General features: G+C 65.4%; 24 protein-coding genes. 11 read left to right on the forward strand and 13 right to left on the reverse strand.

The features are described 5' to 3' along the window. Positions 1 to 311: 311 nt before the first annotated feature. On the reverse strand, positions 312 to 1,121 hold the full coding sequence (locus tag AC1MLZ_RS05970) for a hypothetical protein (protein WP_480960835.1): 810 nt from the start codon (positions 1,119 to 1,121) through the stop codon (positions 312 to 314). Beyond that, the gene (locus AC1MLZ_RS05975) at positions 1,121 to 2,329 is read right to left on the reverse strand and encodes a TIGR04063 family PEP-CTERM/XrtA system glycosyltransferase (RefSeq protein WP_480960836.1); all 1,209 of its coding nucleotides are present in this window, start codon (positions 2,327 to 2,329) and stop codon (positions 1,121 to 1,123) included. The genes AC1MLZ_RS05970 and AC1MLZ_RS05975 overlap by 1 nt, the downstream gene beginning before the upstream one ends. A 96-nt stretch (positions 2,330 to 2,425) precedes the next feature. On the opposite strand from AC1MLZ_RS05975, the gene AC1MLZ_RS05980 reads away from it, so the two are divergent. Together AC1MLZ_RS05980 and AC1MLZ_RS05985 are read left to right on the forward strand one after the other, a co-directional pair. Continuing rightward, positions 2,426 to 2,581, forward strand: coding sequence for a hypothetical protein (locus tag AC1MLZ_RS05980; protein WP_480960837.1), 156 nt, complete (start codon positions 2,426 to 2,428; stop codon positions 2,579 to 2,581). Then, on the forward strand, positions 2,574 to 3,914 hold the full coding sequence (locus AC1MLZ_RS05985; protein ID WP_480960838.1) for a putative O-glycosylation ligase, exosortase A system-associated: 1,341 nt from the start codon (positions 2,574 to 2,576) through the stop codon (positions 3,912 to 3,914). The genes AC1MLZ_RS05980 and AC1MLZ_RS05985 overlap by 8 nt, the downstream gene beginning before the upstream one ends. A gap of 20 nt (positions 3,915 to 3,934) precedes the next feature. On the opposite strand, the gene AC1MLZ_RS05990 is transcribed toward AC1MLZ_RS05985, so the two are convergent. Continuing rightward, a complete protein-coding gene (locus AC1MLZ_RS05990) occupies positions 3,935 to 4,498 on the reverse strand; it encodes a type 1 glutamine amidotransferase domain-containing protein (protein WP_480960839.1) in 564 nt (187 codons plus the stop codon). A gap of 162 nt (positions 4,499 to 4,660) precedes the next feature. Between AC1MLZ_RS05990 and AC1MLZ_RS05995 the strand changes: the two genes are divergently transcribed. Beyond that, positions 4,661 to 5,656, forward strand: coding sequence for a DNA topoisomerase IB (locus tag AC1MLZ_RS05995; RefSeq protein ID WP_480961473.1), 996 nt, complete (start codon positions 4,661 to 4,663; stop codon positions 5,654 to 5,656). 11 nt (positions 5,657 to 5,667) lie between these two features. Beyond that, entirely contained in the window at positions 5,668 to 6,858 is a 1,191-nt protein-coding gene (locus AC1MLZ_RS06000) for a mechanosensitive ion channel family protein (protein ID WP_480960840.1), read from the forward strand. Positions 6,859 to 6,883: 25 nt separating this feature from the next. On the opposite strand, the gene AC1MLZ_RS06005 is transcribed toward AC1MLZ_RS06000, so the two are convergent. After that, positions 6,884 to 7,090, reverse strand: coding sequence for a hypothetical protein (locus AC1MLZ_RS06005; RefSeq protein ID WP_480960841.1), 207 nt, complete (start codon positions 7,088 to 7,090; stop codon positions 6,884 to 6,886). Between the two features lie 76 nt (positions 7,091 to 7,166). Between AC1MLZ_RS06005 and AC1MLZ_RS06010 the strand changes: the two genes are divergently transcribed. From AC1MLZ_RS06010 to AC1MLZ_RS06020, 3 genes are all read left to right on the forward strand, one after another. Next, complete coding sequence (locus tag AC1MLZ_RS06010; protein ID WP_480960842.1) at positions 7,167 to 7,676, forward strand: MaoC family dehydratase; 510 nt, start codon at positions 7,167 to 7,169, stop codon at positions 7,674 to 7,676. Positions 7,677 to 7,740: 64 nt separating this feature from the next. Then, a complete protein-coding gene (locus tag AC1MLZ_RS06015; RefSeq protein ID WP_480960843.1) occupies positions 7,741 to 8,919 on the forward strand; it encodes an acetyl-CoA C-acyltransferase in 1,179 nt (392 codons plus the stop codon). A gap of 400 nt (positions 8,920 to 9,319) precedes the next feature. Then, positions 9,320 to 9,802: a pyridoxamine 5'-phosphate oxidase family protein gene (locus tag AC1MLZ_RS06020; protein ID WP_480960844.1), complete on the forward strand. Its 483-nt coding sequence runs from the start codon at positions 9,320 to 9,322 to the stop codon at positions 9,800 to 9,802. Positions 9,803 to 9,877: 75 nt separating this feature from the next. On the opposite strand, the gene AC1MLZ_RS06025 is transcribed toward AC1MLZ_RS06020, so the two are convergent. Next, on the reverse strand, positions 9,878 to 11,122 hold the full coding sequence (locus tag AC1MLZ_RS06025) for a polyhydroxyalkanoate depolymerase (protein ID WP_480960845.1): 1,245 nt from the start codon (positions 11,120 to 11,122) through the stop codon (positions 9,878 to 9,880). Positions 11,123 to 11,285: 163 nt separating this feature from the next. On the opposite strand from AC1MLZ_RS06025, the gene AC1MLZ_RS06030 reads away from it, so the two are divergent. Beyond that, a complete protein-coding gene (locus AC1MLZ_RS06030) occupies positions 11,286 to 13,061 on the forward strand; it encodes an ABC transporter transmembrane domain-containing protein (protein WP_480960846.1) in 1,776 nt (591 codons plus the stop codon). A gap of 308 nt (positions 13,062 to 13,369) precedes the next feature. On the opposite strand, the gene AC1MLZ_RS06035 is transcribed toward AC1MLZ_RS06030, so the two are convergent. Beyond that, positions 13,370 to 13,708, reverse strand: coding sequence for a TfoX/Sxy family protein (locus tag AC1MLZ_RS06035; RefSeq protein ID WP_480960847.1), 339 nt, complete (start codon positions 13,706 to 13,708; stop codon positions 13,370 to 13,372). A 108-nt stretch (positions 13,709 to 13,816) separates the two neighbouring features. Here AC1MLZ_RS06035 and AC1MLZ_RS06040 point away from each other — a divergent pair, with 108 nt between their 5' ends. Beyond that, the gene (locus tag AC1MLZ_RS06040; RefSeq protein ID WP_480960848.1) at positions 13,817 to 14,974 is read left to right on the forward strand and encodes a saccharopine dehydrogenase family protein; all 1,158 of its coding nucleotides are present in this window, start codon (positions 13,817 to 13,819) and stop codon (positions 14,972 to 14,974) included. Here AC1MLZ_RS06040 and AC1MLZ_RS06045 read toward each other — a convergent pair whose 3' ends face one another. The 3 genes from AC1MLZ_RS06045 to AC1MLZ_RS06055 are packed head-to-tail and all read right to left on the reverse strand — an operon-like array spanning position 14,975 to position 17,966. Beyond that, positions 14,975 to 15,316, reverse strand: coding sequence for a hypothetical protein (locus AC1MLZ_RS06045; RefSeq protein ID WP_480960849.1), 342 nt, complete (start codon positions 15,314 to 15,316; stop codon positions 14,975 to 14,977). Next, positions 15,306 to 15,602 (reverse strand): hypothetical protein, encoded by a 297-nt coding sequence (locus AC1MLZ_RS06050; RefSeq protein ID WP_480960850.1) that lies wholly within the window; start codon positions 15,600 to 15,602, stop codon positions 15,306 to 15,308. Before AC1MLZ_RS06050 ends, AC1MLZ_RS06045 begins: the two co-directional genes overlap by 11 nt. 51 nt (positions 15,603 to 15,653) lie before the next feature. Continuing rightward, positions 15,654 to 17,966 carry a ribonuclease R family protein gene (locus tag AC1MLZ_RS06055; RefSeq protein WP_480960851.1) on the reverse strand — a complete coding sequence of 771 codons (2,313 nt, stop codon included), beginning with the start codon at positions 17,964 to 17,966 and terminating at the stop codon, positions 15,654 to 15,656. Positions 17,967 to 18,238: 272 nt separating this feature from the next. Here AC1MLZ_RS06055 and AC1MLZ_RS06060 point away from each other — a divergent pair, with 272 nt between their 5' ends. Continuing rightward, positions 18,239 to 18,508 (forward strand): hypothetical protein, encoded by a 270-nt coding sequence (locus AC1MLZ_RS06060; RefSeq protein ID WP_480960852.1) that lies wholly within the window; start codon positions 18,239 to 18,241, stop codon positions 18,506 to 18,508. Between the two features lie 340 nt (positions 18,509 to 18,848). Here the strand turns inward: AC1MLZ_RS06060 and AC1MLZ_RS06065 are convergent, their stop codons facing one another. After that, positions 18,849 to 19,568 (reverse strand): SPOR domain-containing protein, encoded by a 720-nt coding sequence (locus AC1MLZ_RS06065; RefSeq protein ID WP_480960853.1) that lies wholly within the window; start codon positions 19,566 to 19,568, stop codon positions 18,849 to 18,851. Next, positions 19,568 to 21,292: an arginine--tRNA ligase gene (gene argS, locus AC1MLZ_RS06070; protein WP_480960854.1), complete on the reverse strand. Its 1,725-nt coding sequence runs from the start codon at positions 21,290 to 21,292 to the stop codon at positions 19,568 to 19,570. Before argS ends, AC1MLZ_RS06065 begins: the two co-directional genes overlap by 1 nt. A gap of 236 nt (positions 21,293 to 21,528) precedes the next feature. On the opposite strand from argS, the gene AC1MLZ_RS06075 reads away from it, so the two are divergent. Continuing rightward, positions 21,529 to 21,822 (forward strand): hypothetical protein, encoded by a 294-nt coding sequence (locus tag AC1MLZ_RS06075; protein ID WP_480960855.1) that lies wholly within the window; start codon positions 21,529 to 21,531, stop codon positions 21,820 to 21,822. Positions 21,823 to 21,941: 119 nt separating this feature from the next. Here the strand turns inward: AC1MLZ_RS06075 and AC1MLZ_RS06080 are convergent, their stop codons facing one another. Together AC1MLZ_RS06080 and AC1MLZ_RS06085 are read right to left on the reverse strand one after the other, a co-directional pair. Continuing rightward, positions 21,942 to 23,126: a deoxyguanosinetriphosphate triphosphohydrolase gene (locus AC1MLZ_RS06080; protein ID WP_480960856.1), complete on the reverse strand. Its 1,185-nt coding sequence runs from the start codon at positions 23,124 to 23,126 to the stop codon at positions 21,942 to 21,944. Then, positions 23,123 to 25,324 (reverse strand): tetratricopeptide repeat protein, encoded by a 2,202-nt coding sequence (locus tag AC1MLZ_RS06085; protein WP_480960857.1) that lies wholly within the window; start codon positions 25,322 to 25,324, stop codon positions 23,123 to 23,125. Before AC1MLZ_RS06085 ends, AC1MLZ_RS06080 begins: the two co-directional genes overlap by 4 nt. Positions 25,325 to 25,424: the final 100 nt, after the last annotated feature.

Raw genomic sequence — 25,424 nt, forward strand, 5'->3', positions numbered from 1 at the left:
AGAAACAGCGGTTTCGGCCAGGTCGGATACGGCAGGGCACAACGGGCAAAACTGAGGCGTGCCATCGCGCCATGAGGCTGGGCTCAGGCTTACTTACTTATCCGGGTGAGTTATCCCGGTCCCATCCGACATACCTTACTGTCATCCCCGCGGAGGCGGGGACCGATATGCTCAACCGGCAGCGATCATATTGCGCGGTCTGCCAGTATGGGTTCCCGCCTGCGCGGGAATGACGGTGCAGTGTAGACCGATGAAGCCCCATCGGCCGTGCGGCCGACGTTGCGTGTTGGTCGCCCAGGTAAAGATCCGTCTCAGTGCGAGCCGATACGCCCCCGCCGCAGCGCACCCTGCTCCAGCCGCTGCAACAACGTCTCGATCGTCGGCGGCGTGATCGGCTCGGTGGGCGCACGCGGCGGCCGGGCGATCGGTGTCGGCGCGCTGACCTCCGGCATCGGCTCGGGCGCCTCGACGACCGGCACCTCGACGGACGGCGGCTCGACCGGTTGCGGCGCAGGCGCTGTCACGAACGTCTCCGGTTCGGCCGTCGGCGAAACCTCAATCACCGGTGCGACCATCGTGGGCTGCGGCTGCGGCTGCGGCTGCGCCAGCGGCGATACCGGCCGCACCGGCTCCATCGGCACCGGCCGGATCGCCTTTGGATCGAATGCGGCAAGTGGCAGGTCGAGATCGACCGGGATACCACGTTCGTCTCGCGCCGCGCCGACACCAACCTCCATCATCGGCGTACCGAGATCGGCCGCCGACATAGGCTTGCGCGGCGGCGCATCGGGATGCGCGTCGGCGCGGCGGATGACCGGCATGCCGTCCTCGCGCGGGGTGCGCCCGACGAGCAGCCCGCCCGGCCCGAACAGCAGGAACAGCGACGACCAGAGCAGCGCACCGACCAGCACTCCGCTACCCAGCGCGAGCAACACCCGCGCCGTCATGCCGAGCGGCGGCGATGCGGCCGGCACCAGTGTCGCCACGCCCGTCGTCCACACCAGATTCTCGAGTGCCTCGGTCGAAAGCAACGCGACGGTCACGGCCATGAGTACGCCGCTTGCCCCCGCGCCATACAAGGGCAGCGCTCGGATCAGGCTTTGGCGGATATGCGCGACCATCAATTTTCCCGTGTGGCGGCCGCGATCAGCCGTCCATAAAGAGGATCATAGCGCCGAATGTTTGACGACCAGTTACGCTCTTCCTTGACGAACGCACGCCCGCGCGCACGCCGTTCCTCCCAGCCCGAACGGTCCGCGAACATCCCCGCCAGGGCATCCGCGATCGCCTGCGGGTCGTCTGGCGGAAACAGCGTGCCCGTATCGCCGTCACGGATCAGTTCGCGGTGTCCGCCGACGTCCGACGCCGCGACCAGCCGTCCCTGCGCCATCGCCTCCAGCGGCTTCAACGGCGTGACGAGATCGGTCAGCCGCATTCGCTTGCGTGGATAGGCAAGGATATCGACCAGCCCGTAATAGCGCTCGACCTCCTGATGCGGCACGCGCCCGACAAAGCGGATCGCGTCCGCCACCGGCGACGTCTCTGCCTGCGCGCGCAACGCCGCCTCCATGGGTCCGCCACCGACCATCAGCAGCCGCGCCTTGGGACGTACCGCAATTAGCGCCGGCATCGCCGCGATCAGATCGTCGAGCCCTTCGTAATCGTAGAAGCTGCCGATGAACCCGACGACATCCGCGCCGTCGAGCCCAAGTTCAGCCCCCAGCGCATCGTCGCGCGGCGGCGCGGTGCCGAACAGGTCGAGGTCGACGCCATTGGGCGATACAATGATCTTGTCGGCCGCGATCCCGCGAGCGATCAGGTCGCCGCGCAGACCTTCGCAGATCACCGCCACCGCATCCGCCCGCCGTACCGCCCAAGTCTCCAGCGCGCGCGTCGCGCGGTAGCGGAGCGACGTGGCCGTCCCCGTCCCGTTGCCGACCGCCGCATCCTCCCAGAACGCGCGGATCTCGTATACTAAAGGCAGCTTCCGCTTGCGCGCGACGATCAGCGCGGCGAGCGCGTCGATCACCGGCGAATGGGCGTGGAGAATGTCGGGCTTGAAGGCATCGACCGCCGCCTCGATCCGCTTGGCGAACGTCGCTATGCCTGCGACCTCGCCCAGCGGCCCCGGGTTCACGCCGGCAGCGGTACGGTGGAAGGTAAGCCCGTCGACCGACTCCACTGAGGCAGGCGCGACGCCGTGGCGCGGGCCGGTCACCGCCGCGACGGTCCAGCCGAGTCCCTCCTGTGCCTTGAGGATCGCCCGCGTGCGGAACGTGTAGCCACTTTGCAGCGGCAGGCCGTGATCGAGGATATGAAGGATACGCATCGTGGAGGCCGTCTGCCACAGATCGCTTAACGGCGCGTCAACCGACTATGGCTACGGACATTCCGTCACGCACGCTCGGGAAAGGAGGCCGCACCCATGATCGACAATCTCGCGCTCGGCCTCAGCCACGGGCTGATGATGCTCGCCGCGTTCCTGCTGCTCAAGCGACCCGATCTCGATCGCGAGCCCAGCCCGCACGATACGGCGGACAAGCCGCCCCCGCGCGACGAGAAACCCCGCGCCGATGCGTGACCTTTCGTTCATTGCGTTCCTGATCGCATTCTTCGTGATGGGCTTCAAGCGTCCGTTCCTGCTCGTGCTCGTCTATGTCTATATCGACATCGTCTCGCCGCAGCGGCTGACGTACCTGCTGCTCAACACCGTGCCGATCTCGCTGATCGCGGTGGCACTAGCGGTCGGTGGCTGGGTGCTTGCGGACGACAAGCGCGACACGCGGGTCGGCGCGCGGCAGGTGCTGATCGTGCTGCTGATGCTCTATTGCTGGGCGACGACGCTCGGCGCCGACTTTCCGGTCGAGGCAAAGGAGAAATGGGACTGGGTCTGGAAGACGCTGATCTTCGCCGCGTTCCTGCCGCTGACCCTGCGGACGCGCCTGCGGATCGAAGCGCTGCTGCTGTTCATGATCCTCTCCGCGTCGTCGATCATCATCGTCGGCGGCATCAAGACGGTCGCCAGCGGTGGCGGCGGCTACGGCCAGTTGAACCTGATGGTCGACAATAATTCGGGGCTGTACGAGGGCAGCACGATCAGCGCCGTCGCGGTGGCGATCATCCCGATCATCTTCTGGTTCGCCTCCTATGGCACGATTTTCAAGCCCGATTGGCGCGTGAAGGGCTACTGCCTCGCGCTCGTCTTCGCATGCCTGCTGATCCCGGTCGGAACGTCGACGCGGACCGGGCTGGTCTGCATCGTCCTGCTCGCGGTGCTGTCGGTACGCGCGGTCAAGCGCAAGGCGTTGTATGTTGCGGGGGTCACGGCACTCGGCCTCGCGGCGGTCCCGTTCCTCCCCTCGGCGTTCACCGATCGGATGAATACCATCAAGACCTATGACGCCGATAGTTCCGCCGCGACGCGGCTGGCAGTGTGGCAGTGGACGATCGAATACGCGAAGACCCATCCGTTCGGGGGCGGCTTCGAGGCGTATCGCGGCAACCGTATCCGGTTCGATCTCAAGTCCGAAGGCACCGGCGCGCCCGCCGGCCCGCGCGTCGAGACCGACAAGGCCCGCGCCTTCCACAGCGCCTATTTCGAGATGCTCGGCGAGCAGGGTTATTTCGGGCTCGCGCTTTGGCTGTCGATCAACGTCATCGGCATCTTCCGCATGGAGGTGCTGCGCCGTCGCCATGCCGATCCTTCCGACGAGTTCGCCTGGGCGGGGCCGCTCGCGGGTGCGCTCCAGACGGCACAGATCATCTATCTGTTCGGTGCGGCATTCGTCGGCATCGCGTTTCAGCCGTTCGTCTACATGCTGATCGGCGCGCAGATCGGGCTGGACACCTATCTCGCCCGAAAGCGCGGCGAACAGACATTCCGCCCGATGCACCGGGCCCTCCCCTCCCGCTAGCGAGAGGGGAGCGTCACGCATCAATCGACCGGTTCGTCCGCCAGTTCTTCCTCCAGAGCCTCGATGATCGCCCTGTTGAACGCCGGGATATCGTCCGGCTTGCGGCTGGTGATCAGGTTGCCGTCGACCACAACCTCCTCGTCCACCACATCCGCGCCCGCATTCTCCAGGTCCGTCCGGATCGAAGGGTAGCTCGTCAGACGACGCCCATCGATCACGTCAGCCTCGGCCAGCAACCACGGCGCATGGCAGATCGCTGCGATGATCTTGCCGTCTTCCATGAACTCGGTGATGATCTCGATCGCGCGCTCCTGCTGGCGCATCGTGTCCGGATTGGCGACGCCGCCCGGCAGCACCAGCGCGTCGTAATCGTCGGTATCGACCTCGTCGAGCGTCAGGTCGGGCGTCGCCGTCTCGGCCTTGTTGATGTCGCCCTTCATGCCCTGGATCGGGTCCATCTTGATCGAGGCGAGCTGCACCTTCGCGCCCGCCGCCTCCAGCGCCTTGCGCGGTTCGAACAGCTCGACGGTCTCGAAACCGTCGGCAGCGAGCATCAGTACGCGAGCTTGGGAAAGATCGGCCATGTCATGTCTCCAGTGAAATCCGGTGCTCCCTCAACCCCGCGTCGCGCGGGTCGTTCCGGAACGATGCGTCCTCCCGAACATTTCCAGACCGGAAGGACCACCGCATTGCCCACAAAGATCGTGTATTCCGATGATTCCAAGCCCGGTATTACCCGCAAGAAGATGCGGAATGGCTGGGGCTATTGGGATGCGAAGGGCGAACGCATCACCGACCGCGACGAGATTGACCGGCTGAACGCGATCGGCCTGCCCCCCGCCTATCGCGATGCGTGGTTCTGCCCCAAGCCCAATGGCCATATCCAGGCGGTGGGCTGGGACGAGAAGGGGCGCAAGCAATACCGCTATCACCTCGGCTTCCGCGAAGCGCAGGAAGCCGCCAAATACGAGCGCTGCGCCGACTTCGGCCATGCGCTCCCCAAGATCCGCAAGGCGGTCGAGGCCGACCTCCGCAAACGCTCGCTGACCCGCGAGCGCGCGGTCGCCGCCGTCATCCGTCTGCTCGACGGCGGCCACATCCGCATCGGCAACGAAGCCTATGCCGAAGCGAACGAGAGCTTCGGCGCGACCACGCTGCGCAAGCGCCATGGTGAGGTGAAGGGCTCGACGCTGAAACTCCAGTACAAGGGCAAGTCCGGCAAGATGCGGACGCTGAAGATCACCGATCGCTCGCTCAGCAGCTTCGTCAAGAAATGCCAGGATCTCGACGAACAGCATCTGTTCGCCTGGGTCGACGACGCGGGCGAGGCGCACCCGGTCACCTCGACCGACGTGAACTGCTACATTCGCGAGGTCACCGGCGCAGACTTCACGGCCAAGAACTTCCGCACCTGGGCCGCCAGCGTCGCCGCGTTCGAGGCCCTTGCGTCGGCCGAAAGCGACGTGAGCCTCAAGACGATGCTGGAACCGGTGGTCGCACGGCTCGGCAACACGCACGCGATCGCCCGGAAAAGCTATGTCCACCCATCGCTCATCGCGCTGGTGAAGGATGGACAATCCACCTTCCGCAAGGCGCTCCGCCTCCCGCGTGCCAAACGGTATCTGACGCGGGAAGAATGTGGCCTGATCAAATTCCTCGAAGCCGGCACGCCTGCCCTCGCAACCATATCTGCCACGGCTTCCGCCGCTTCCTCCTCCGCCAAGATCGCTGAAGCGGCCTGACGAGTATTCCCATGTCCAATACCACCGCGTCCAATACCATCACCGCCGCCAAGCACCCTGCCTTCAGCGCCCGCGACGTCGGCGATCAGGCCCAGGGCTTCGTCACCGCGAGTTTCGCCTGGATCCAGGCCTATTGGTTACAGATCTTGATCGCGTTCGGGATCGGCGCGGTGATCGTTATCGTCCTCCACACCGCGCGCCGGTTCGGTAGCAAATTGTGCGAACGGCCGCACACGCTCAACGGCTGGGGCATCGTCGTCGGCAAGGCGATCGCGCGGACCGGCAATTTCTTCATCGTCATGCTCGCCGCCAAGCTGATCGCCGGCTATTCCGCCGCACCCGGCGAAGTCGCAACGACGATCAACTTCCTCTTCACCGTCGCCGCCGTGCTGCAAGCCGCGGTATGGGTGCGCGAGATCATCCTCGGCGCGATCGAGCACCGCACGCAGTCCGAACATTATTCGGGTGAAGCCCTGCTCTCGGCGATGGGCCTGATCCGCCTGCTCGTCACCTTCGTGGTGTTCGCGGTCGCGCTGGTGGTGGTGCTCGACAATCTCGGCGTCAACGTCACCGGGTTGGTCGCGGGTCTAGGCGTAGGCGGCATCGCGATCGGCTTGGCGGCACAAGGCATCTTCGCCGACCTGTTCGCCGCGCTAGCGATCATCTTCGACCGGCCATTCCGCCGCGGAGACTCGATCAGCTACGACACGGCATCAGGCAACGTCGAGGCGATCGGCCTCAAATCAACGCGCATCCGCGGGATCGACGGCGAGGAGCGCGTCATCTCGAACAAGAACCTCCTCAACAAGGAAATCCTCAACAACACGCAGCGCAACCACCGCCGCGCGAAATTCCTCATCGGCGTCACCTATTCGACGCCTCCGGAAGTCTGCTCGCGCATCCCCGCGATGCTCAAGGAGATCGTCGAAGCCAACGACAAGATCTTCATCCGCGCAGGCTTCACGGGGTTTGGCGCTTCGAGCCTCGACTTCGAGGTGCAGTTCGACAGCAAGGGGCCGGATTATGCGAGCTTCTACGACGGCCGGACGGCGGTCGGCATCGCAATCCTGAAGCGCTTCAACGACGAGAAGATCGAGATCGCTTTCCCCACGCAGGTGAACATGATGGCGGCGCCGGATGGGTCGGTGGTGATGCCGTATCCGGAAGGGCGGCGGTCGGACGCAGAAGCGATGTCCGCCTGATCTACTTAGCTGGCGGGATCGACCGCTATGCCGATCGGACTTGCCCGACTTGATAAGTACGCTCGTTCTTCACTAGGCCCGCTAACAGGCCCAACGCGTGCCCCATCAGCCGCTCGCGCGAGTCCGAATCGAGCGCGGCGCGGTCGAGTAACGGTTTTAGAACATCGGGTTCGCTCGCGCGGTACAGCTTGGCGATGATATCACGGGCATTGGACGTTACGACAGTCGACATTTTCCAGCTTCCGGTTGGGTGAGGCTTGCGATCCGCTTGCCTGTACGCCTAGAGACATTTCAGCGCTTGGCGCCAAATGAGCTTTGAGGGGAATGCCGTGGCGACGATCACCACCGCGCAGATGCAGCAGCGCATCGGCACCGAGACGGTCTCCGACTGGGTCGAGGTCACGCAAGCCATGATCGACACGTTCGCCGACGCGACCGGCGACCACCAGTTCATCCACATCGATCCGGTCCGCGCGGCGCAGACCCCGTTCGGCGGCACGATCGCCCACGGCTTCCTGACGCTGTCGCTGATGCCGCTATTGTCGTCGAAGGTGCCAGACGCGCCGCAGATCGAGGGCGCAATGATGGGCGTGAACTACGGCGGCGAAAAGGTCCGCTTCCTGAGCCCCGTCCGCTCCGGCAGCAAGGTCCGGGGTCGGTTCAAGCTATTGAGTTTCAACAAGAAAAAGCCTGGCCAGTGGCAGCAATCGATGGAGTTCACCGTAGAGATCGAGGGTCAGGACAAGCCCGCCCTGATAGCCGAATGGCTCAGCCAGGTCTTCGTCGCGCCTGCCTCCGACCCCACCCCCACCAAATAACCGATCTTGGCCTAACCCGGCCTAATCTTCTTTCCCCATTCGCCTGCTTTTCGAGAGGTTTATCATGCGCTCAGCCGTCATCGTCTCCACCGCCCGCACCCCCATCGGCCGCGCCTATCGCGGCGGCTTCAACAACACCCCCTCGCCGACCCTCGCCTCGCATTCGATCAAAGCCGCCGTCGCGCGTGCCGGCATCGAGGGCGCCGAAGTCGACGACGTCGTCTTCGGCTGCGCGCTCCAGCAGGGTCACCAGGCCGGCAACATCGCGCGCACCTCCTTGCTCCGCGCCGGCCTCCCCGTCACCGTCTCGGGCATGTCGGTCGACCGCCAGTGCGCGTCGGGCCTCATGGCGATCGCCACCGCCGCCAAGCAGATCATCACCGACAACATGGACATCACGATCGGCGGCGGCGTCGAGAGCATCAGCCTCGTCCAGACCCCGCAGATGCGCGTCGCCCCCGATCCCCAGCTGATCGCGATGCACCAGAACGTCTACATGCCGATGCTGCAGACCGCCGAGGTGGTCGCCAAGCGCTACGGTATCAGCCGCGAGGCGATGGACGCCTACGCGCTCCAGTCGCAGCAGCGCACCGCCGCCGCACAGGCCGCCGGCTATTTCGACCAGGAGATCATCCCGGTCGACGCCAACATGGCCTTGGTGAACAAGGAGACCAAGAAAGTCACGTACAAGGACGTGACGGTCACCAAGGACGAGGGCAACCGCGCCGACACCACGCTGGAAGGCCTCCAGTCGCTGAAGGCTGTGATGGGCCCCGACTTCACGGTCACCGCAGGCAACGCGTCGCAGCTGTCCGACGGATCGTCGGCATCAGTGCTAATGGAGGAGAAGATCGCCTCGCAGCGCGGTCTCCAGCCGCTCGGTCGCTATGTCGGCATGGCGGTCGGCGGCACCGAGCCCGACGAGATGGGGATCGGCCCGATCGTCGCGATCCCCAAGCTGCTCAAGCGCTTCGGCCTGAAGATGGACGATATCGGTCTGTGGGAGCTGAACGAGGCGTTCGCGGTACAGGTCCTCTATTGCCGCGACATGCTCGGCATCCCCGACGAGCTGCTCAACGTCAGCGGCGGCGCGATCTCGATCGGCCACCCCTACGGCATGACCGGCGCCCGCGCGACCGGCCACGCGCTGATCGAGGGCAAGCGTCGCGGCGCGAAGTATGTCGTGGTGACGATGTGCGTCGGCGGCGGCATGGGCGCAGCGGGGCTGTTCGAAGTGCTGTGATCTTGAAAGATATCTCGAGAAGGGATATCTAGTCTTTCGGCAAAGGACATTCTTGCCTTTCTGTGCGAGCCCTGGTTGTGTCAGCAGCCGGGGCTCAACTGCGTTTGGGGCCCGAGTGTCAGCTCGAACCCCGCCCGTGTGCTTATCCTCGACGTGCCACTTCGATGATCTTCACGACCAAGGTCGCAAAGGCAAAGAGCACGCCTAGTATCAGACACAGATCGACAAGAGACATTCTCGATCCTTTCATGTGCGACAGCAGACTTGCTGCCGCCGCCACCATGACGCGTCGCATGCGCAATCACCAAGCGGCATCGCGTGCGCCGATCGGCCGCCCCCGCGCAACCAACCCCCGCCCCGCCCGTTCTCAATGGCAATCCAAGCCAATAGGAGAATGACGATGGCCGACAAGGATACCCCGCAGGAAGTGGCAGCGAAGTTCATCGACAAGTTGAAGGCCAGCCCGTTCGTGATGATCGGCCTGCATGACGGTCAGCATTCCGAGCCGATGACCGCGCAGATCGACGAGGATCAGCCCAACACGCTGTTCTTCTTCGCCGGGCGCGACAACCGTATCGCCAAGGGCGGCGCGGCGATGGCGCAGTTCGTCGGCAAGGGCCATGACTTCTTCGCGTGCATGGCGGGCAACGTCTCGACGTCCAACGACCGCGCCGAGATCGACAAGCTCTGGAACAACCAGGTCGAGGCCTGGTTTCCGGGCGGCAAGGAAGACCCCAACCTGACCCTCCTGCGCTTCGACATCGACAGCGCAGAGCTTTGGGAAACCGATATCTCGGTCGGCGGTCGCCTCAAGATGCTGTTCGGCGGCACGATCCGCGGTGACGAGTCGAGCAGCCACGCAGTGGTGAACTCGATCGCATGACGCCGGCATGGGGGCGGCAAACCACCGCCCTCCCGTCATCCCAGCGAAAGCTGGGGTGACGGCATTAGTGAGAGATCACCCGTTTGCGGTAATGAATTCTTCGACCACCGGCGCGATCTTGTCCCGCCAGCGCGAGCCGTTGAAGATGCCGTAATGGCCGGCGCCTTCCGCCATTAGATAGCGCTTCTTGTCGTCTGGCAACGCCGTCGCGAGCGTCAGCGCCGCCTTGGTCTGACCCAGCCCCGAAATGTCGTCGCGCTCCCCCTCGACCGCTAGCAACCCGATGTCGGTGATCGCCGCCGGATCGACCAGCCGCCCGCGATGCGTCATGATCCCGCGCGGCAAGGCATGGCTCTGGAACACGACGTCGATCGTCTGGAGATAGAATTCCGCGGTCATGTCGCAGACCGAGCGGTATTCCTCATAGAAATCCTGGCTCTGCGACGCGCTTTCGCCGTCGCCCTGGACGAGATGCTTATACATCTCCCAATGCGAGACCATGTGATTGCCCAGATTCATCGACATGAACCCCGCGAGTTGCAGGAAGCCGGGATACACCTTCCGCCCGGCGCCCGGATAATTGCCTGGGACCGTCGCGATCACGTTCTGCTCGAACCACGCATGCGGCCGCTCGGTCGCCAGCGTATTGACCGCGGTCGGCGCCTCACGCGTGTCGACGGGGCCGCCCATCATGGTCAGCGTCTTCGGACGGCACGGGTTCTTGTCCGCGCTCATCAGCGCGGCTGCAGCATAACAGGGGACCGAGGGCTGGCAGACGGCGAGCATGTGCGTACCGCCCTGCCCGTCATTCGCGCCGATCGTTTCGAGATACTCGATCACATAATCGATATAATCGTCGAGATCGAACCGCCCCGCCGACAGCGGCACGCTACGCGCATCGCGCCAATCGGTGACGTACACATCCGCGAACGGCAGCATCCGCTCCACCGTTCCGCGCAGCAACGTGGCATAATGACCCGACATCGGCGCCACGATCAGCAACTTCGGACCGCCCTCGACGACCCCATTGTCATCGGCGCGCACGAAGCGCTTCAGTTGCCCGAAGTTATTTCGCAGCACGATCTCCTCGCGAACCGCGACCTCGCGGCCGTCGATCGTCGTCTGGTCGAGCCCAAAGGCAGGCTTTCCACGGGTCGCGTTCGCGTGTGCGAACACTTCCAAGGCCGATCCAATCACCGCGCCACCGCCTAGATAGGCAAACGGGTTTGCCGGGTTGTTGAGCATTTCGGCGCCAAAACTGGCCATCCTGCTGGCACCGGCCATCATCGAACGCTGGAATTCATAGGCATCGTAGAGCATGCGGTATCCTCTCGCCTCATCGGGCTTTGCACGGTGGTAACGCAATTTTGCCGCAGTGCAACGCGCGATCGATCGGTGCTCCCTCTGACGCGACCGGAGCACGGGTCGATCGCGTCACCCGGTTCTCGTTGAGCGCCACCCCGGCCACTGCTAGGCACCGCGCATGGCCAAGCCGATACCCGAAGAGAAGACGTCCCGCCGGATCGGCGATCTTGCGATGGTGTGGCATCATGCCTCGCAATATCCCCGACAGATCGCCTTTGCCGGGCTCGCGCTGATGATGACGTCGGCGGCGACGATTGGCATCCCGTACGGGTTCAAGCGGGTGATCGACCGCGGCTTCGGCCCCGGCGCGAGTGGCTCGGTCGGCACCTCGTTCCACTATTTGCTGATGATCGTCGTCGTGCTCGCGCTGGCGACCGCGGTGCGCTTCTATTACGTCTCGTGGCTGGGCGAGCGCGTCGTCGCCGACATCCGCACCACCGTGCAGCGCCACCTCCTCCGCCTAACGCCGCGCTTCTTCGAGGAGAACCGCCCGTCCGAGATCGCGTCGCGCCTGACCTCCGACACGGCCTTGATCGAACAGGTTGTCGGCAGCACGGTATCGATCGCGCTGCGCAACACCTTCACCGGGATCGGCGGGCTGATCTACCTGTTCGCCATCTCGCCCAAGCTCGCCGGCATGCTGATGATCGGAATCCCTCTGATCATCCTGCCGATCGCGCTGCTCGGCAAACGCGTGCGCAACTATTCGCGCACGTCGCAGGACCGCGTCGCCGATGTGGGCTCGATTGCCACCGAGACGCTCGGCGCGATGAAGGTCATCCAAGCGTTCGGGCAGGAAAACCGCGAGGCTAAGCGGTTCGCGGACGCAGTAGGCGCCACGTTCGCCGCCGCCCGTGCGCGGATCATGTTGCGCGCGGTGATGACCGCCATCGTGATCGGGCTCGTGTTCGGATCGATCACCTTGGTCCTGTGGGAAGGCGCGATCGATGTCGCCGCCGGGCGGATCAGCGGCGGCGCGATCGCCGCGTTCGTGCTGACCGGCGGGATCGTCGCGGGCGCGTTCGGTGCGCTGACCGAAGTCTATGGCGACCTGTTGCGCGGCGCTGGCGCTGCTGGACGACTGTCCGAACTACTGAGGGAGACGCCCGAGATCGCCGCGCCCGCCAACCCGGTCGCTCTGCCGCAGCCACCGCGTGGCGCGCTCGCGTTCGAGGGCGTGCAGTTCCACTACCCGACGCGCCGCGATGTCGCCGCACTCAACGGCTTCTCCCTCGACGTGAAGCCCGGCGAGACGGTCGCGGTCGTCGGCCCCTCGGGTGCAGGCAAGACCACCTTGTTCCAGCTGGTCCAGCGCTTCTACGATCCCGACGCCGGCCGCGTGACGCTCGACGGAATCGACCTGCGCGATGCCGATCCGGCGGAGGTCCGCGCGCGGATCGCGATGGTGCCGCAGGAGACGATCATCTTCGGCGCCTCGGCGCGCGACAACCTGCGTTATGGCGACTGGTCCGCGACCGACGACCAGCTCTGGGCCGCCGCCGAAGCCGCCAACGCCGCCGAGTTCCTACGCAAGCTGCCCGAAGGCCTCGACACCTTCCTCGGCGAAGGCGGCGCGCGTTTGTCCGGCGGCCAGCGTCAGCGCGTGACGATCGCCCGTGCCCTGCTCCGCGATGCGCCGATCCTGCTGCTCGACGAGGCGACGAGTGCGCTCGATGCGGAAAGCGAGCGGCTGGTGCAGGAAGCGCTCGAGCGGCTGATGGCGAACCGCACCACGCTGGTCATCGCGCACCGCCTCGCCACCGTCCGCGCGGCCGAGCGGATTATCGTGATGAGCGACGGGCAGATCGTCGAAGAGGGCTCGCACGGGTCGCTGATGACCAACAGCGGGTTGTACGCGCGATTGGCGAGCCTGCAGTTCAACGAGGCGGCGTAGGGCCGATCGCAGGCGCTCGGATCGATCCGAAGCCATGCCAAAACCGCTCCGCCACCTCTAGCTCTTTCGCGCCTATCTCCGGGATGACGTATATCCGGATGACTTATCAGCCGGATGACGGGGACGCGGCCGCGTTCGAACGACAGTCCGCTCTTCCTTGTTCTCCCGCGAAGGCGGGAGCCCAGTCTGGGTCCCCGCCTTCGCGGGGAAACAAATCTTAGTTGCTCGGAATCATAGCCGCCAAACCAGTCCGGGGGGACGGCGCTATTGGGGCTGTCATGACCTGTAACCGCTGAACATCGATCCGCCTAGCCCCTCTTTACCTTGGGCTTTTTCGGTTTTGGCATCGGCAATTCCGCAGTCGAGATGCGGACGAGTTCGACTAGCCATTCTGCATCGTCCCAACGGTCGGCGTCGACCAGCAGGCACGGTTTCGCGCCCGGATATGGCGGCGCTTCCTCGATCGCACCCGCAAACGCGCGGCCACCGGCGGTGGGCTTCACGAACAACTGGTCGTCGCAGACCATGGCGACCATCCTGCCATCGCAATAGATGCCGTATTCGCCGAACATCGGCTTGGCCAAGACATCCCCCGCTGCGGCGAGCTGGTCGACGATGAACGCGACGGTTTTGCGATCTGATGCCATTAGGCGATCCTCGCAGATCGGTGCGCGCATGGCGAGCCACACCTCCGATGGCGTTTCACTTGCGACCACGCGCCCGCGCGCGCAAACTCGGCGAAACAGGAGGTGGATATGCGCGACTTCGATATCGTCATCTACGGTGCGACCGGGTTCACCGGTCGACTGGTCGCGGAGTACCTCGTCCAGACTTATCCGACGGGCGTTCGGTGGGCGATGGCCGGGCGTTCGCTGGCAAAGTTGCAGGAGGTCCGCGACCTGATCGGTGCGCCCGCCGACACGCCGCTGATTACCGCCGATTCCGATAATCCTGCGAGCCTGCGCGCGATGGCAGAGCGTGCCACCGTCGTCATTTCCACGGTCGGTCCGTACCAACTCTACGGCTCCGACCTCGTCGCCGCCTGCGCCGCGACCGGGACCGGCTATGTCGACCTGTGCGGCGAGCCCGCATGGATGCGCCACATGATCGATGCGCACGAAGGCGAAGCGACACGGACCGGCGCACGGATCGTGTTCTCGTGTGGGTTCGATTCCATCCCGTTCGATCTCGGCGTGCTGACCTTGCAGGAGGCGGCGAAGGCCAAATACGGCACCCCTGCGCCGCGCGTGAAAGGCCGCGTGCGGAAAATGCAGGGCACGTTCTCAGGCGGCACCGCGGCCAGCCTCAAGGCGACGCTCGCCGCCGCCGCGCGCGATCCCGGCATCGTCAAGCTGCTGACCAGCCCGTTCGCGCTGACGCCGGGCTTCAGCGGACCGCACCAGCCGAGCGGGCTGATCCCGGAATACGACACGACCATCTCCGCCTGGGTCGCGCCGTTCGTGATGGCGCCGATCAACACAAAGAATGTCCACCGCACCAACTTCCTGCTCGGCGAGGCGTATGGCGCGGAGTTCGTCTATGACGAGATGATGGTCGCGGGGCTTGGCGATCTCGGCAAGGTGGCGGCTGAGGCGATCGCGAAGTTCAATCCCTTCGCCGGCGAGAAGGGGCCGAAGCCGGGCGAAGGGCCGTCGAAGGCGGAACGCGATGCCGGGCATTACGACCTGTTGTTCGTCGGCATCATGCCGGATGGCGAGCGGATCGACGCGGTCGTCACGGGCGACCGCGATCCCGGCTATGGCTCGACCAGCAAGATGATCGCGGAAGCCGCGCTGTGCCTCGTGCAGGACGTCGAGGGCGATGGCGGGATCTGGACGCCGGGGGCGCTGATGGGCGCGAAACTGCACGATCGGCTGGTCGCCAAGGCGGGGCTGACCTTTACCGTCGGCTGATCAACCCCGGAAGAACCGCGTCGCGATGCAGGCGATCACAAGCGATGCGACGATCGCGATCGGCACGAGGAGGCGCCGGCGTCGCTCAACCGCGGCATAATGCGCGTCGAGATCGAAATAGAAGCGGCCCGGCGCGATTTCACGGACCAGGCCACTTGCGCGTAGGCGATCGAACGCGGCCTGCTCACGCGGGTCGCGAGGGTGGAAGGCGATCGCATCGGCGGGTCCGATCGCATGCCGCGCGAGAAACAGCGCGGGGACGATTCCGCGAATTCGGTGCGGCCGCAACGCCATCGGCATGCCGACGGAGCGCGGCGTCTCCGGGGAAATCTTATTCGGCAAGCGCGAAGACCGTCGCGGCCGCTGCGACGCTCGCGGCCACGCCCGATACGCCGACGACCGCCGCTGCCCTGAGGCGTACCGCGGTACGAAATGCGCCGAGTTTGCGCGCATCGAGATGATAGCGCCCCGCCCCGTCGTCGACGATCGCGCCATAGACGCGGAGATGGCGGAATATCCGTGCGTCCTTCGCGACATAGGCGATGGCGCGGTCCGGCGATGTTGCCCGCGCCGCGACGAAATCGTTGACGATCCGACGCCGCGATCGGCCTAGAATAAGTCCCCGCATTGCATTTCCCCCCGCGCCGATCTCGCATAGCGCGGGGGGTTTGCGCAATTCCTAACGCCGCTTGCCCTGATGGCGGATGTTCGCGGGGCGACCGCGCCGCTTGATCTCGCGCACCGGCTTGCGGCCGCCACGGGGAGGCTGAGCCGCGCCCTTCCCCTCCGGCATCTCGAAACGCAGCGCGCCCGATACCGGGTTCGCTTCCGCCAGCCGCAGCTCCAGCGTCTGGCCTTGCGCGTAGACGTCGCCGCTATGTTCGCCGATCAGCGTGCGGGCGCCCTCGTCGAAGCGGAAATACTCGCCGCCCAGGTCGCGTACCGGCATCAGCCCGTCGCCGCCGATCCCGTCGACCGTCGCGAAGAAGCCGAAATTGGTCACGCCGGTGATCCGCACGTCCATCACCTGGCCGACGCGCTCCGACAGGAATGCCGCGACGTAGCGGTCGGTGGTATCGCGCTCGGCTTCCATCGCGCGGCGCTCGAGCCGGCTGATGATCTCACCGACCGACTCCATGTTGGCGGCGTCGTCAGCCGGCAATCCGCCCTCGCCGAGCCCATAGGCGGACACCAGCGAGCGGTGGACGAGCAGATCGGCATAACGCCGGATCGGCGAGGTGAAGTGCGCGTAACTGCCAAGACTAAGCCCGAAATGCCCATGATTGCCGGGCGCGTAATAGGCCTGGGTCTGCGTGCGGAGGATCTGTTCCATAACCTGCGGCCGGAAATCCGCATCGCCGATCCGCTCGATGATGTGGTTGAACGTCGCCGGCCGGACGACCTGTCCGAGCGCGAAGGGCACGTCGAACGTCTCGAGATACTCCTTCAGCGCAGCGAGCTTCTCGCGGCTCGGTGGCTCGTGGATGCGGTACATCACGGGGGCCTTCTTCGCCTCCAGCGCCTTGGCGGCGGCGACGTTGGCGGCGATCATGTAATCCTCGATCAACCGGTGCGCGTCGAGGCGTTCGCGCGGAGACACCGACATGATGCGGCCCTTCTCGTCGAGCACGACCCGGCGTTCGGGAAGATCGAGATCAAGCGGCGCACGCGCATCGCGGGCCTTGGCCAACGCGTGCCAGCAAGCCCAAAGCGGCTGCAGCAAGGCCAGCATATCTCCCCTCCCGTCTACGGGAGGGGTCGGGGGAGGGGCTTCCTGACTCTCGGCTGCATCGAGCGGGGCACCGCCCTCCCCCGACTCCTCCCGCAAGACGGGAGGGGAGGACGCGTCGATGATCGCCTGCGCTTCTTCATAGGCGAGGTTCGCCGCAATCCGCACGACCGCCCGCGTGAAGCGCCACGACTTCAGCGAGCCATCCTTACCGATCCGCAGATGGCACGCGAGCGCCGCACGGTCCGCACCCTCCTTCAGCGAACACACCTCCGCCGAGAGGATTTCGGGCAGCATCGGCACCACGCGGTCCGGGAAATACACCGAGTTGCCACGTCGACGCGCCTCGCGGTCGACCTCGGACTTGGGTCGCACGTAGAAGCTGACATCGGCGATCGCGACGATCGCCTTCCATCCGCCCGCGTTGGAGGGATCGTCGTCCGCCTCCGCCCATACCGCATCGTCGTGATCGCGCGCGTCCTCCGGATCGATCGCCACGATCGGCAGGTCGCGCAGATCCTCACGGCCCTCCCCGAGCGGAAGCTTCGACACGCGCTCCGCCTCGTCTAGCGCCTCCTGCGAAAACACGTCGGGAATCCCGAGCTTGTGGATCGCGATCAGCGAGAAGCTGCGCGCCGCAAACGGATCGCCGAGCTTCGACACGACACGCGCGGCGATCTTGGGCGGCTTGCCCGCGAGTTCGGCCAGCACGAGGTCGCCCGGCGCCGCACCACCCGCATCCGCCACCGCGAACTCGCGCCGCTCGCGCTTGTCCACGCCGGTCAGCCACAGCCGCCCGGCCTCTTCACGCAAAACGCCCAAGACTTGCTCGGACGCCGGCGCCAGCACCTTCATCGGATGCGCGATCCAGCCGTTCCCGGCCTCCTCGGTCCGCGCGAGGATCCGCTCGCCGACGCCGAGCGCACCGCGCTTTCGTTCGCGTACGCGCAATCGTGGCGGCGGCACGCCTTCCGCTTCCCAGCGCTCGGGCACCGCCCAAACGTTGCCGCCATCGTCTACGTCGGCGATCCGCAGCACCGTCACCTTCGGAATGCCGCCCATCTTGTGAAACGCGCGACCGGGGGCGCTGTCGATCAGCCCGTCGTCGGCCATGTCTTTCAGGAGCGCCTTCAACCCGATCTTGTCCTGCGCGCTGAGCCCGAAGCCCTTGGCGATCTCGCGCTTGCCCGCAGGCACGTCGGAGGTGGCGATGAAGTCGAGGATCTGCTCGCGCGTCGGAAGACCGGCTTTTGGTTTGTACATGGCTTAGAGATAAGCACGCCAACCCGTTCCGTCACCCCGCAACCGGTCGCCTTTCGAATGCTGGTTCGCTCCAGCCTCGTCACCGTCAAGATCGAAGCGGATGTCGCCGGGACGGCGAGCTATAGCCGATCCGGTACGTCCAACTTTTCCAGCACGCTTCTCAGAATAGCGCCCGGTCGATATCTTTTGAGTAACAGGTATGCTTTGCGTTTTATGGGTTGCAACCCACGCTGATAGGCATAGTCTGTCGAAATCGGTCAAGGAGAGAGATGATGGCAACGTCCCTGAAGCTCGAAGCGGATCCCGAGGACAAGAACCTCGTCATCCTGCAGAGCCTGATATGCCTGCTGCGCGAGAAGAACGTCTTGTCACGCGCGGATATCGAAGAGTTGTGCGACAAGGTACAGGCCCGGGTCGCCAATCACGACAACGATCCGCTTCCCTGCCAGGTGGACGGCGCGCGTGCCGCGGCAACCGAAGTCGCTCAGATCGGCGACTATATCGGCCGTAAATACGGTGGGAAGCATCGTCGTTCGGTGTAATGCCCTCGCGTATCGCGAGGCAAGGCGAGATAGGCGACGTTGCGCCACCATGGCGAGCGCCACGGCACGCTACGTACAAGCGTAAATCGAGCGCATCCGGAACGATTTGCCCCGCGTGTCGCCCTGAAAATGCGGCGCGCGGACGCTAGTTTTTCTGCGCATATCCCAGCCCGAGAGTTAGCGAAGCGTAAGACCGCCCCACAACTGCTCTCCACGAGCCACTTCGGAACGGTCATTCACCGAGCCGTCGAACCGCACTCAAGCCCGGGCTTATCGCAACCGGCATTCAGACGCGATCCGCGGCTGGCTGATCGCGCTCGTGCTCGACCAGCCACCAGCGTCAGCTAGCGACGAAGCATGTCTCGCCAGCGACCCGCAACCGGCCGCAGATATCCGCCGCCTGGTTCGCGCTGCCCGCATTCACCCGCAGACGATATAGAGTTCGCCCTCCCGTCGCGACTGGCTGGACCGACTTGCCGAGCGCGCCGACATACGCGAACCGCTTTGAGAAATTCGCCCAGGCCGCGTTGGCGACCGCTTCGCTCGGATACGCGCCCAGCTGGACCAGCGAACCGCCGGCGGCCGTGCCAGCGCCATTAGGCTTCGACGGTGCCAGGGGTGCCGCAGCGACCAGCCGGCCGCCCGACGCCGGCACCTGCGCGACCGCGTTGCGACCGGCCGCGTCATCGGTCTTGGCTGCGACGGCACGTTTGCCGTCGACCGGCGCTTCCGGCACGCCGCGCAGGTCGATCGCGCCGTTGCCCGACTTCCCCGCGCTGGTCGCGATCGCCGAGTCGCCCTCGCCCTTGACCTTGAGGCCACCGGCGTCGTCGGGCTTGACCTTGTAGGCGCCTTCCTGGGCGGCAATCAGCTGGCCGTCGCCCGTCGGCGCGCGTTGCTGCAGCTTGTAGATGCCGAAGATGATCGCCGCGAGCACCGCGAGGCCGAGTACGACGAGCGCGATGACGCGGCCGATACCGACCGTTTCCGTCTCGTCCGGCTCGACCGTTTCGAGCCAGGGGAGCCGGTCTTCCTCGCGCAGATCCATGTTGTCGGCCATCACTTCATCTCCGAAACCGCTTCGACACCCATGATGGCGAGGCCGTTATGAATAATCTGCCCTATGGCGGACGCCAAGAAAAGCCGTGCTGCGGTTGCCTGAGGATCCTCGATCACCAGGAAGCGACGATCGGGACGGTCGTTGCCGACATTCCACAACGCGTGGAACGCGGCCGCCAATTCATAGAGATAGAAGGCAATTCTATGCGGTTCGCGCGCCGTCGAAGCGGTCTCCACGAGCCGCGGGAACTGCGCCGCAAGCTGCACCAGCGCCAGTTCGTCCGTATCAAGCCGGGACAGGTCGGCAGAAATAGGTGTAATTCCTGCCTCTTCCGCGCGCCGGTGCAGCGATGCGATGCGCGCATGCGCGTACTGAACGTAGAAAACCGGATTGTCCTTCGACGCCTCGACCACCTTGGCGAAGTCGAAATCCATCTGCGCATCCGATCGCCGCGTCAGCATCGTGAAGCGCACGACGTCCTTGCCGACTTCGCGTACGACGTCTGCCAAGGTAACGAAGTTGCCCGAGCGCTTCGACATCTTGACCGGCTCGCCGTTGCGCAACAGCCGGACCATCTGGACGAGCTTCACGTCGAACCGCGTCTTGCCGCCTGTCAGCGCCTCGACCGCCGCGACGATCCGCTTGACCGTACCACCGTGATCCGCACCCCAGATGTCGATCAGCTGATCGGCACTCTGGCTCTTCTGGAAATGATAGGCGAGATCGGCGCCGAAATAGGTCCATGACCCGTTCGATTTCTTGATCGGGCGATCCTGGTCATCACCGAACTGCGACGAGCGGAACAGCGGCAGCTCCACCGGCTCCCAATCGTCGGGGGTTTCGCCCTTCGGCGCTTCGAGCACGCCGTCATAGACGAGATCGCGCGCTCGCAGTTCCGCCTCGGCCGCCTCGGGCTTCTTTGCAGCCTGGAGTTCGGCCTCTGACGCGAACACTTCGTGCTCGATCCCGAGCAAGGCGAGATCGGCCCGGATCATCACCATCATCGCGGCGACCGCCTGCGTGCGGAAGATCGCGAGCCACTCGCTCTCGGGCGCGCCGACGTAGCGGTCGCCGAATTCCTTTGCGAGCGACTGGCCGACGGGGACGAGATAGTCGCCCGGATACAGACCCTCCGGGATCTCGACGGTCTCGCCGAGCGCCTCGCGGTAGCGCAGGTGGACCGAGCGTGCGAGCACGTCGACCTGGCCGCCCGCGTCGTTGACGTAATATTCGCGGATCACCTTGTGGCCGGCAAACTCGAGCAAGCTCGCGAGCGCATCGCCGACCACCGCACCGCGACAATGCCCCATGTGCATCGGTCCGGTTGGGTTGGCCGAGACATACTCGATATTGACGGTGATCCCCGCGCCTTGTGTAGACCGGCCGTAATCGGCACCGGCCGCCGGGATCGCAGCTAGTTCAGCGCGCCAGGCGTCGTCCGTTAGCTTCATGTTGATGAAGCCGGGTCCCGCGACGCTCGCCGACGCGACGTCCTCAAGCTTCGAAAGCTCGGCGACCAGCGCATCGGCCAGCACGCGCGGATTGGTCTTGGCGGGCTTGGCGAGCACCATCGCAGCATTGGTCGCGAGATCGCCGTGGCTCGTGTCGCGCGGCGGCTCGACCGTGACGTTCTTGCGGTCGAGCCCAGCCGGCAGTGTTCCCGCTTCGGTAAGGATGTCGAGCGCCGCATCGATATGCGCGGCGAAACGGGCGTAGAGCGTCATGGTAATTCCGGTATCGTAAGGAAGCGAGCGCTTTAGCCGATAGCGAGGCGACGCTCAATTTTTATCCCGCGTCGAGCTGATCCGCCCGCCTGGACGCACGATATCTGCCGTTGCAGAAGCTGCAACCGCGACCGTCTGCTTTGCAATTGCCGTTTATGCTGCACTGCAATATTTCTCGTATCGAGAGTTGGGACAGGACCTGATCCGGCTCAACGCAACACGCGGGAGACACGATCATGCGCAACACCATCAAGATCATCGTAGCAGCCGCCGCCGCCCTCACGTCGACCATCGGCATGGCCGCCGAGAGCAAGCAGAGCTTCGTCCATGAGGGCAGCACCTACGTCTACACGTCGACGCAGCAGGGCGAGCGCCAGGTGATCGACGGTCGCCGATATCCGTCGGGCCAGGCTTTCCATCTGATCGTACGCGGCGACCGCGTGTCGGGTGTATCCGCTGGCGTTCCGGTCGCGTTCAAGACCGCCGAAGCGACTGGCGCTGCAGGCGGGGTCGCTGCCGTCTCGCGTTAAACTGCGGGCATAAGGCAACGTAAGCGGCGGTCGGACTTCGGTCCGGCCGCCGCTTTGCGTTTGGCTACCCCACGGTCATCCCGACGAAAGCCAGGATGATGGCGAGTTGGTCGGCGTGCCTAGAATCCTTCGGGCAGATCGATCGGACCGACCAGTTCGCGGTACCGCGACACGGCATAGCGATCGGTCATACCTGCAATGAAGTCCGCGATATGCCGGCTCCTGTGCGGATCCTCCACCGGCAACCGCTCGCGCCATTCCTCGGGCATCGTCAGCGGATCGTCACGGTACATCGCGAACAGCCCGGATACGATCCCGTGCGCCGCATCCGCCGCCGCCAACTGACGCGGATGATGATAGAGATTGGCGTACATGAACCGCTTCAGATCGCGCTCCGCCTCGCGCATTTCGGGCGAGAAGCCGACCAGGCACTGCCCGGCGGCGCGCACATCGTCGACGCTGGCTACACCGCTTGCTGCGATCCGTCGGCGGGTCTCGGCGATCAGGTCGTTGACCATCGTCCCGATCTGCGTGCGAACGAGTTCCCCGACCAGACGCTTCGGCGCGACGTCCGGGAACCGTCGCCGCACATCGTCCCACCCGCGGGCGACTAGCGGCACCGCGAGCATCTGGTCGAGCGTCAGCAGGCCCGCGCGCAGGCCATCGTCGATGTCGTGATTGTCATAGGCGATATCGTCGGCGATCGCCGCGACCTGTGCCTCGAGCGACGAGAAACTGGTCAGCGCGAGCGGGAATTCCGCGTCGGCGATGGCCAGCGCCCAGCCTGGATTCCGCACCGGGCCGTTATGCTTGGCGAGGCCTTCGAGCGTTTCCCAAGTGAGATTCAGCCCGTTCCACATCGGATAAGGCCGCTCGATCGTCATCAGCGTGCGCAGCGTGTGGCCGTTGTGATCGAACCCGCCTTGGCCCCCGTCTTCGACCGAAGGCATCAGCGCCGCCTTCAGCGCATCCTCGCCCGCGTGGCCGAACGGTGGATGGCCGATGTCGTGCGCGAGGCACAAAGCCTCGGTCAGGTCTTCGTTCAGCGCCAGCGTCCGCGCGATCGTCCGGCCGATCTGCGCGACCTCAAGGCTGTGCGTCAGGCGGACGCGGAAATGATCGCCGTCGGGCGCCATGAACACCTGCGTCTTGTGCCGCAGGCGACGGAAGCTGATCGAGTGGATGATCCGGTCGCGGTCGCGTTGAAAGGCATCGCGGGGACCACGGACGGACCCGTTCTGTTCCTCGTGAAGCCGTCCTTTGCTGCGCGCCGGGTCCGATGCCCAGGGCGCGCGGTAACTCACTTCGCTGGCAACTTCGTGATTACTTCGCCCGGGTCACTGGTGAAGGTGAACGTCGAGACGCCTTCCTTGGCGAGCTGATTGACGAAGGTCCGCGCTTCCGCATCGGTCTTGAACGGGCCGGCAAGCACGCGGTTGGTTGCCTTCCACGGCGCGGTCCAGCCACTGCGGGTGCCGAACACGGTCGGTGCCTTGGCCTTCGCCTTCTTCCACGCCTTGGGCAGGTCGCCCTCGGTCGCACCGGTCGACACCTGGACCCAGGTCCGCTCGGGATTGGCGCGCGCAATCCGCTTTTCCTCGGCCGCAGCCTTGGCGGCGGCGAGCTTCTCGGCGGCGGCGGCCTTCTTCTCGGCGAGCGCCTTCTTGTCGGCAATTGCCTTGCGCGCCGCCGCCCTCTTGTCTGCTACAGCCTTCTTGTCGGCCACAAGCTTGTCAGCCGCCAGCGTCTTCGCCGCGATCGCCTTGGCCGCTGCGTCGCGCTCCGTCTTGGCTTTTGCCTCAGCCAGCACGCGTTCGGCCTCATCCGAGACCGGCATCGCGCCGGGGGTCACGACCGGTGCCGGATGCATAGGCGCGACGTCGAGCTCTGACGCAGGGATCGACAAGCCCGCAACGATGCGCGCGAGGATCGAGTCCTCGCTCGCAGCGACCGCGTGGGTTCGCTGCGGCGACACGGCAGCTGTCGCCGTCGACGCCACCGAGGGAGACGTTGGCGAACTGGAGAAGCTCGGCGTCGGCGAAGTGGCGCTCGCGCTCTGGACGGGCGAGGACTGCTGTGCCGGAACCTGCGCGGGCGTTTGCTGGATCGGGGTCGGCAGAGTCGAACCTGTAGACGTCGAACCTGTAGACGAGGCCGCGGCCGATGCTGCGAGCGCGTTCGCCGCGCGGGTCGGGTCGGGTCGTGCCTGCCCCACCGGGATCGCCGCCATCTGTGTCGTCACGCTCTGCGGAAGGGTTCCTGCCGGCGGCAGGGTCGGTACCGAGGCAACCGACGTGGTTGGCCGAATAGTCGCGGCAACCACGGAGTTCGTTTCCGCAGCCGGGCTGGGGCGGGCGCCCTGAACCGCAACGTTCGGCGCCGAATAGGTCGGTCGCGCAGGCTGCACGGTGCGAGCCGGAAGTGGCTGGACCATTTGCATCGGTGCCGCGGCGAGCTGAACCGGGGCGGTGTACGGAGTCGGGGTCGGAACGATCGTAGTACGCGTGGCCGTGGTCGTCGGCTGAGACGTCCTCGCAGTCGTTGTCGGCACCGAAGTCGACGGCGTACGCGTTGCCGCGGCCATCTGCACACGGTCGGGCGTGGAGCGTCGATCGCGCTTGCCCTTCTTGCCGGTAGTGGCCGTGACTATGGGCTGCGGCGTGACCGCGGCCATCATTACCGGTGCGGTCGGATCCGCCGCGAGCATGCCCAGCGGTGGGGCCATCCGTGCGTCGGCAAGGCGCGCGGGGGTGGCGTGGACTTCGCCGAAATGGACCGCAAACGCGCGGTCGCTTGCCGGCAGGTTCGGCAGGCGCTGGAAGAACGGTTGCAGGCCCTGAGCGGTGCCCGCCGGCATCATCGTGGTGGCGATCTTCTCGGCACCGGCGACGTCGCCGTTCATCGCCAGGATAAACGCACGGGAGCGCCATGCGCCGCGATCGCTCTTGAGCAATAGTGGGTTGAGCTGCTGGATCGCGAGATCGGGCTTCCCCGAGATACCGAGCGACAACGCATAGCGCCTGGTCGTCTCGTCGTCGGGTCCGTCACGCAGCGCCACGCGGTAGTCACGCTGTGCCCGGTCCTGTTGGCCGATCAGGTCATAGGCGAGCCCGCGATCGGCAGCAAAATTGCGCGAGTCGAGGCCGAGACCTTCCGCCTGTGCGTAATAGCGCAGCGCTTCGCCCGGACGCTCGGACCGGACGAGGATCGACGCCATTCCTGCCTTTGCCCGGCCGTCGCGCGGGTTCACCTTTTCGGCGCGCGCGAACAAGGCTGCTGCACCGCTGAGATCGCCGAGACCCATCGACAGGTCGCCGGCCTTGATCAGCGCATCTATGTTGCGGGGGTTGCTCGCAAGCTGGCGCATGACGTCGCCGAGCTTGTCGGCATCGGTCGTGCCCGGGATCGCCTGGACGACGGCTTGCGCAGACGCAACGCATGGCACGGCCGCGAGCACGAGTGCCAGCGCGGCGGTCAGGAGATGATGGGAGGACCGGGTCATGAGATCATCTGTCTAGACGCCAGCCCGACCGAACCGGCAATGTCTCCAACGCTCGGGCGCGGCGAACTGGGCCGGGGCGGCGACGAGTGCAGGATTTTGC

This window comes from Sphingomonas sp. PEI4, assembly GCF_056679955.1.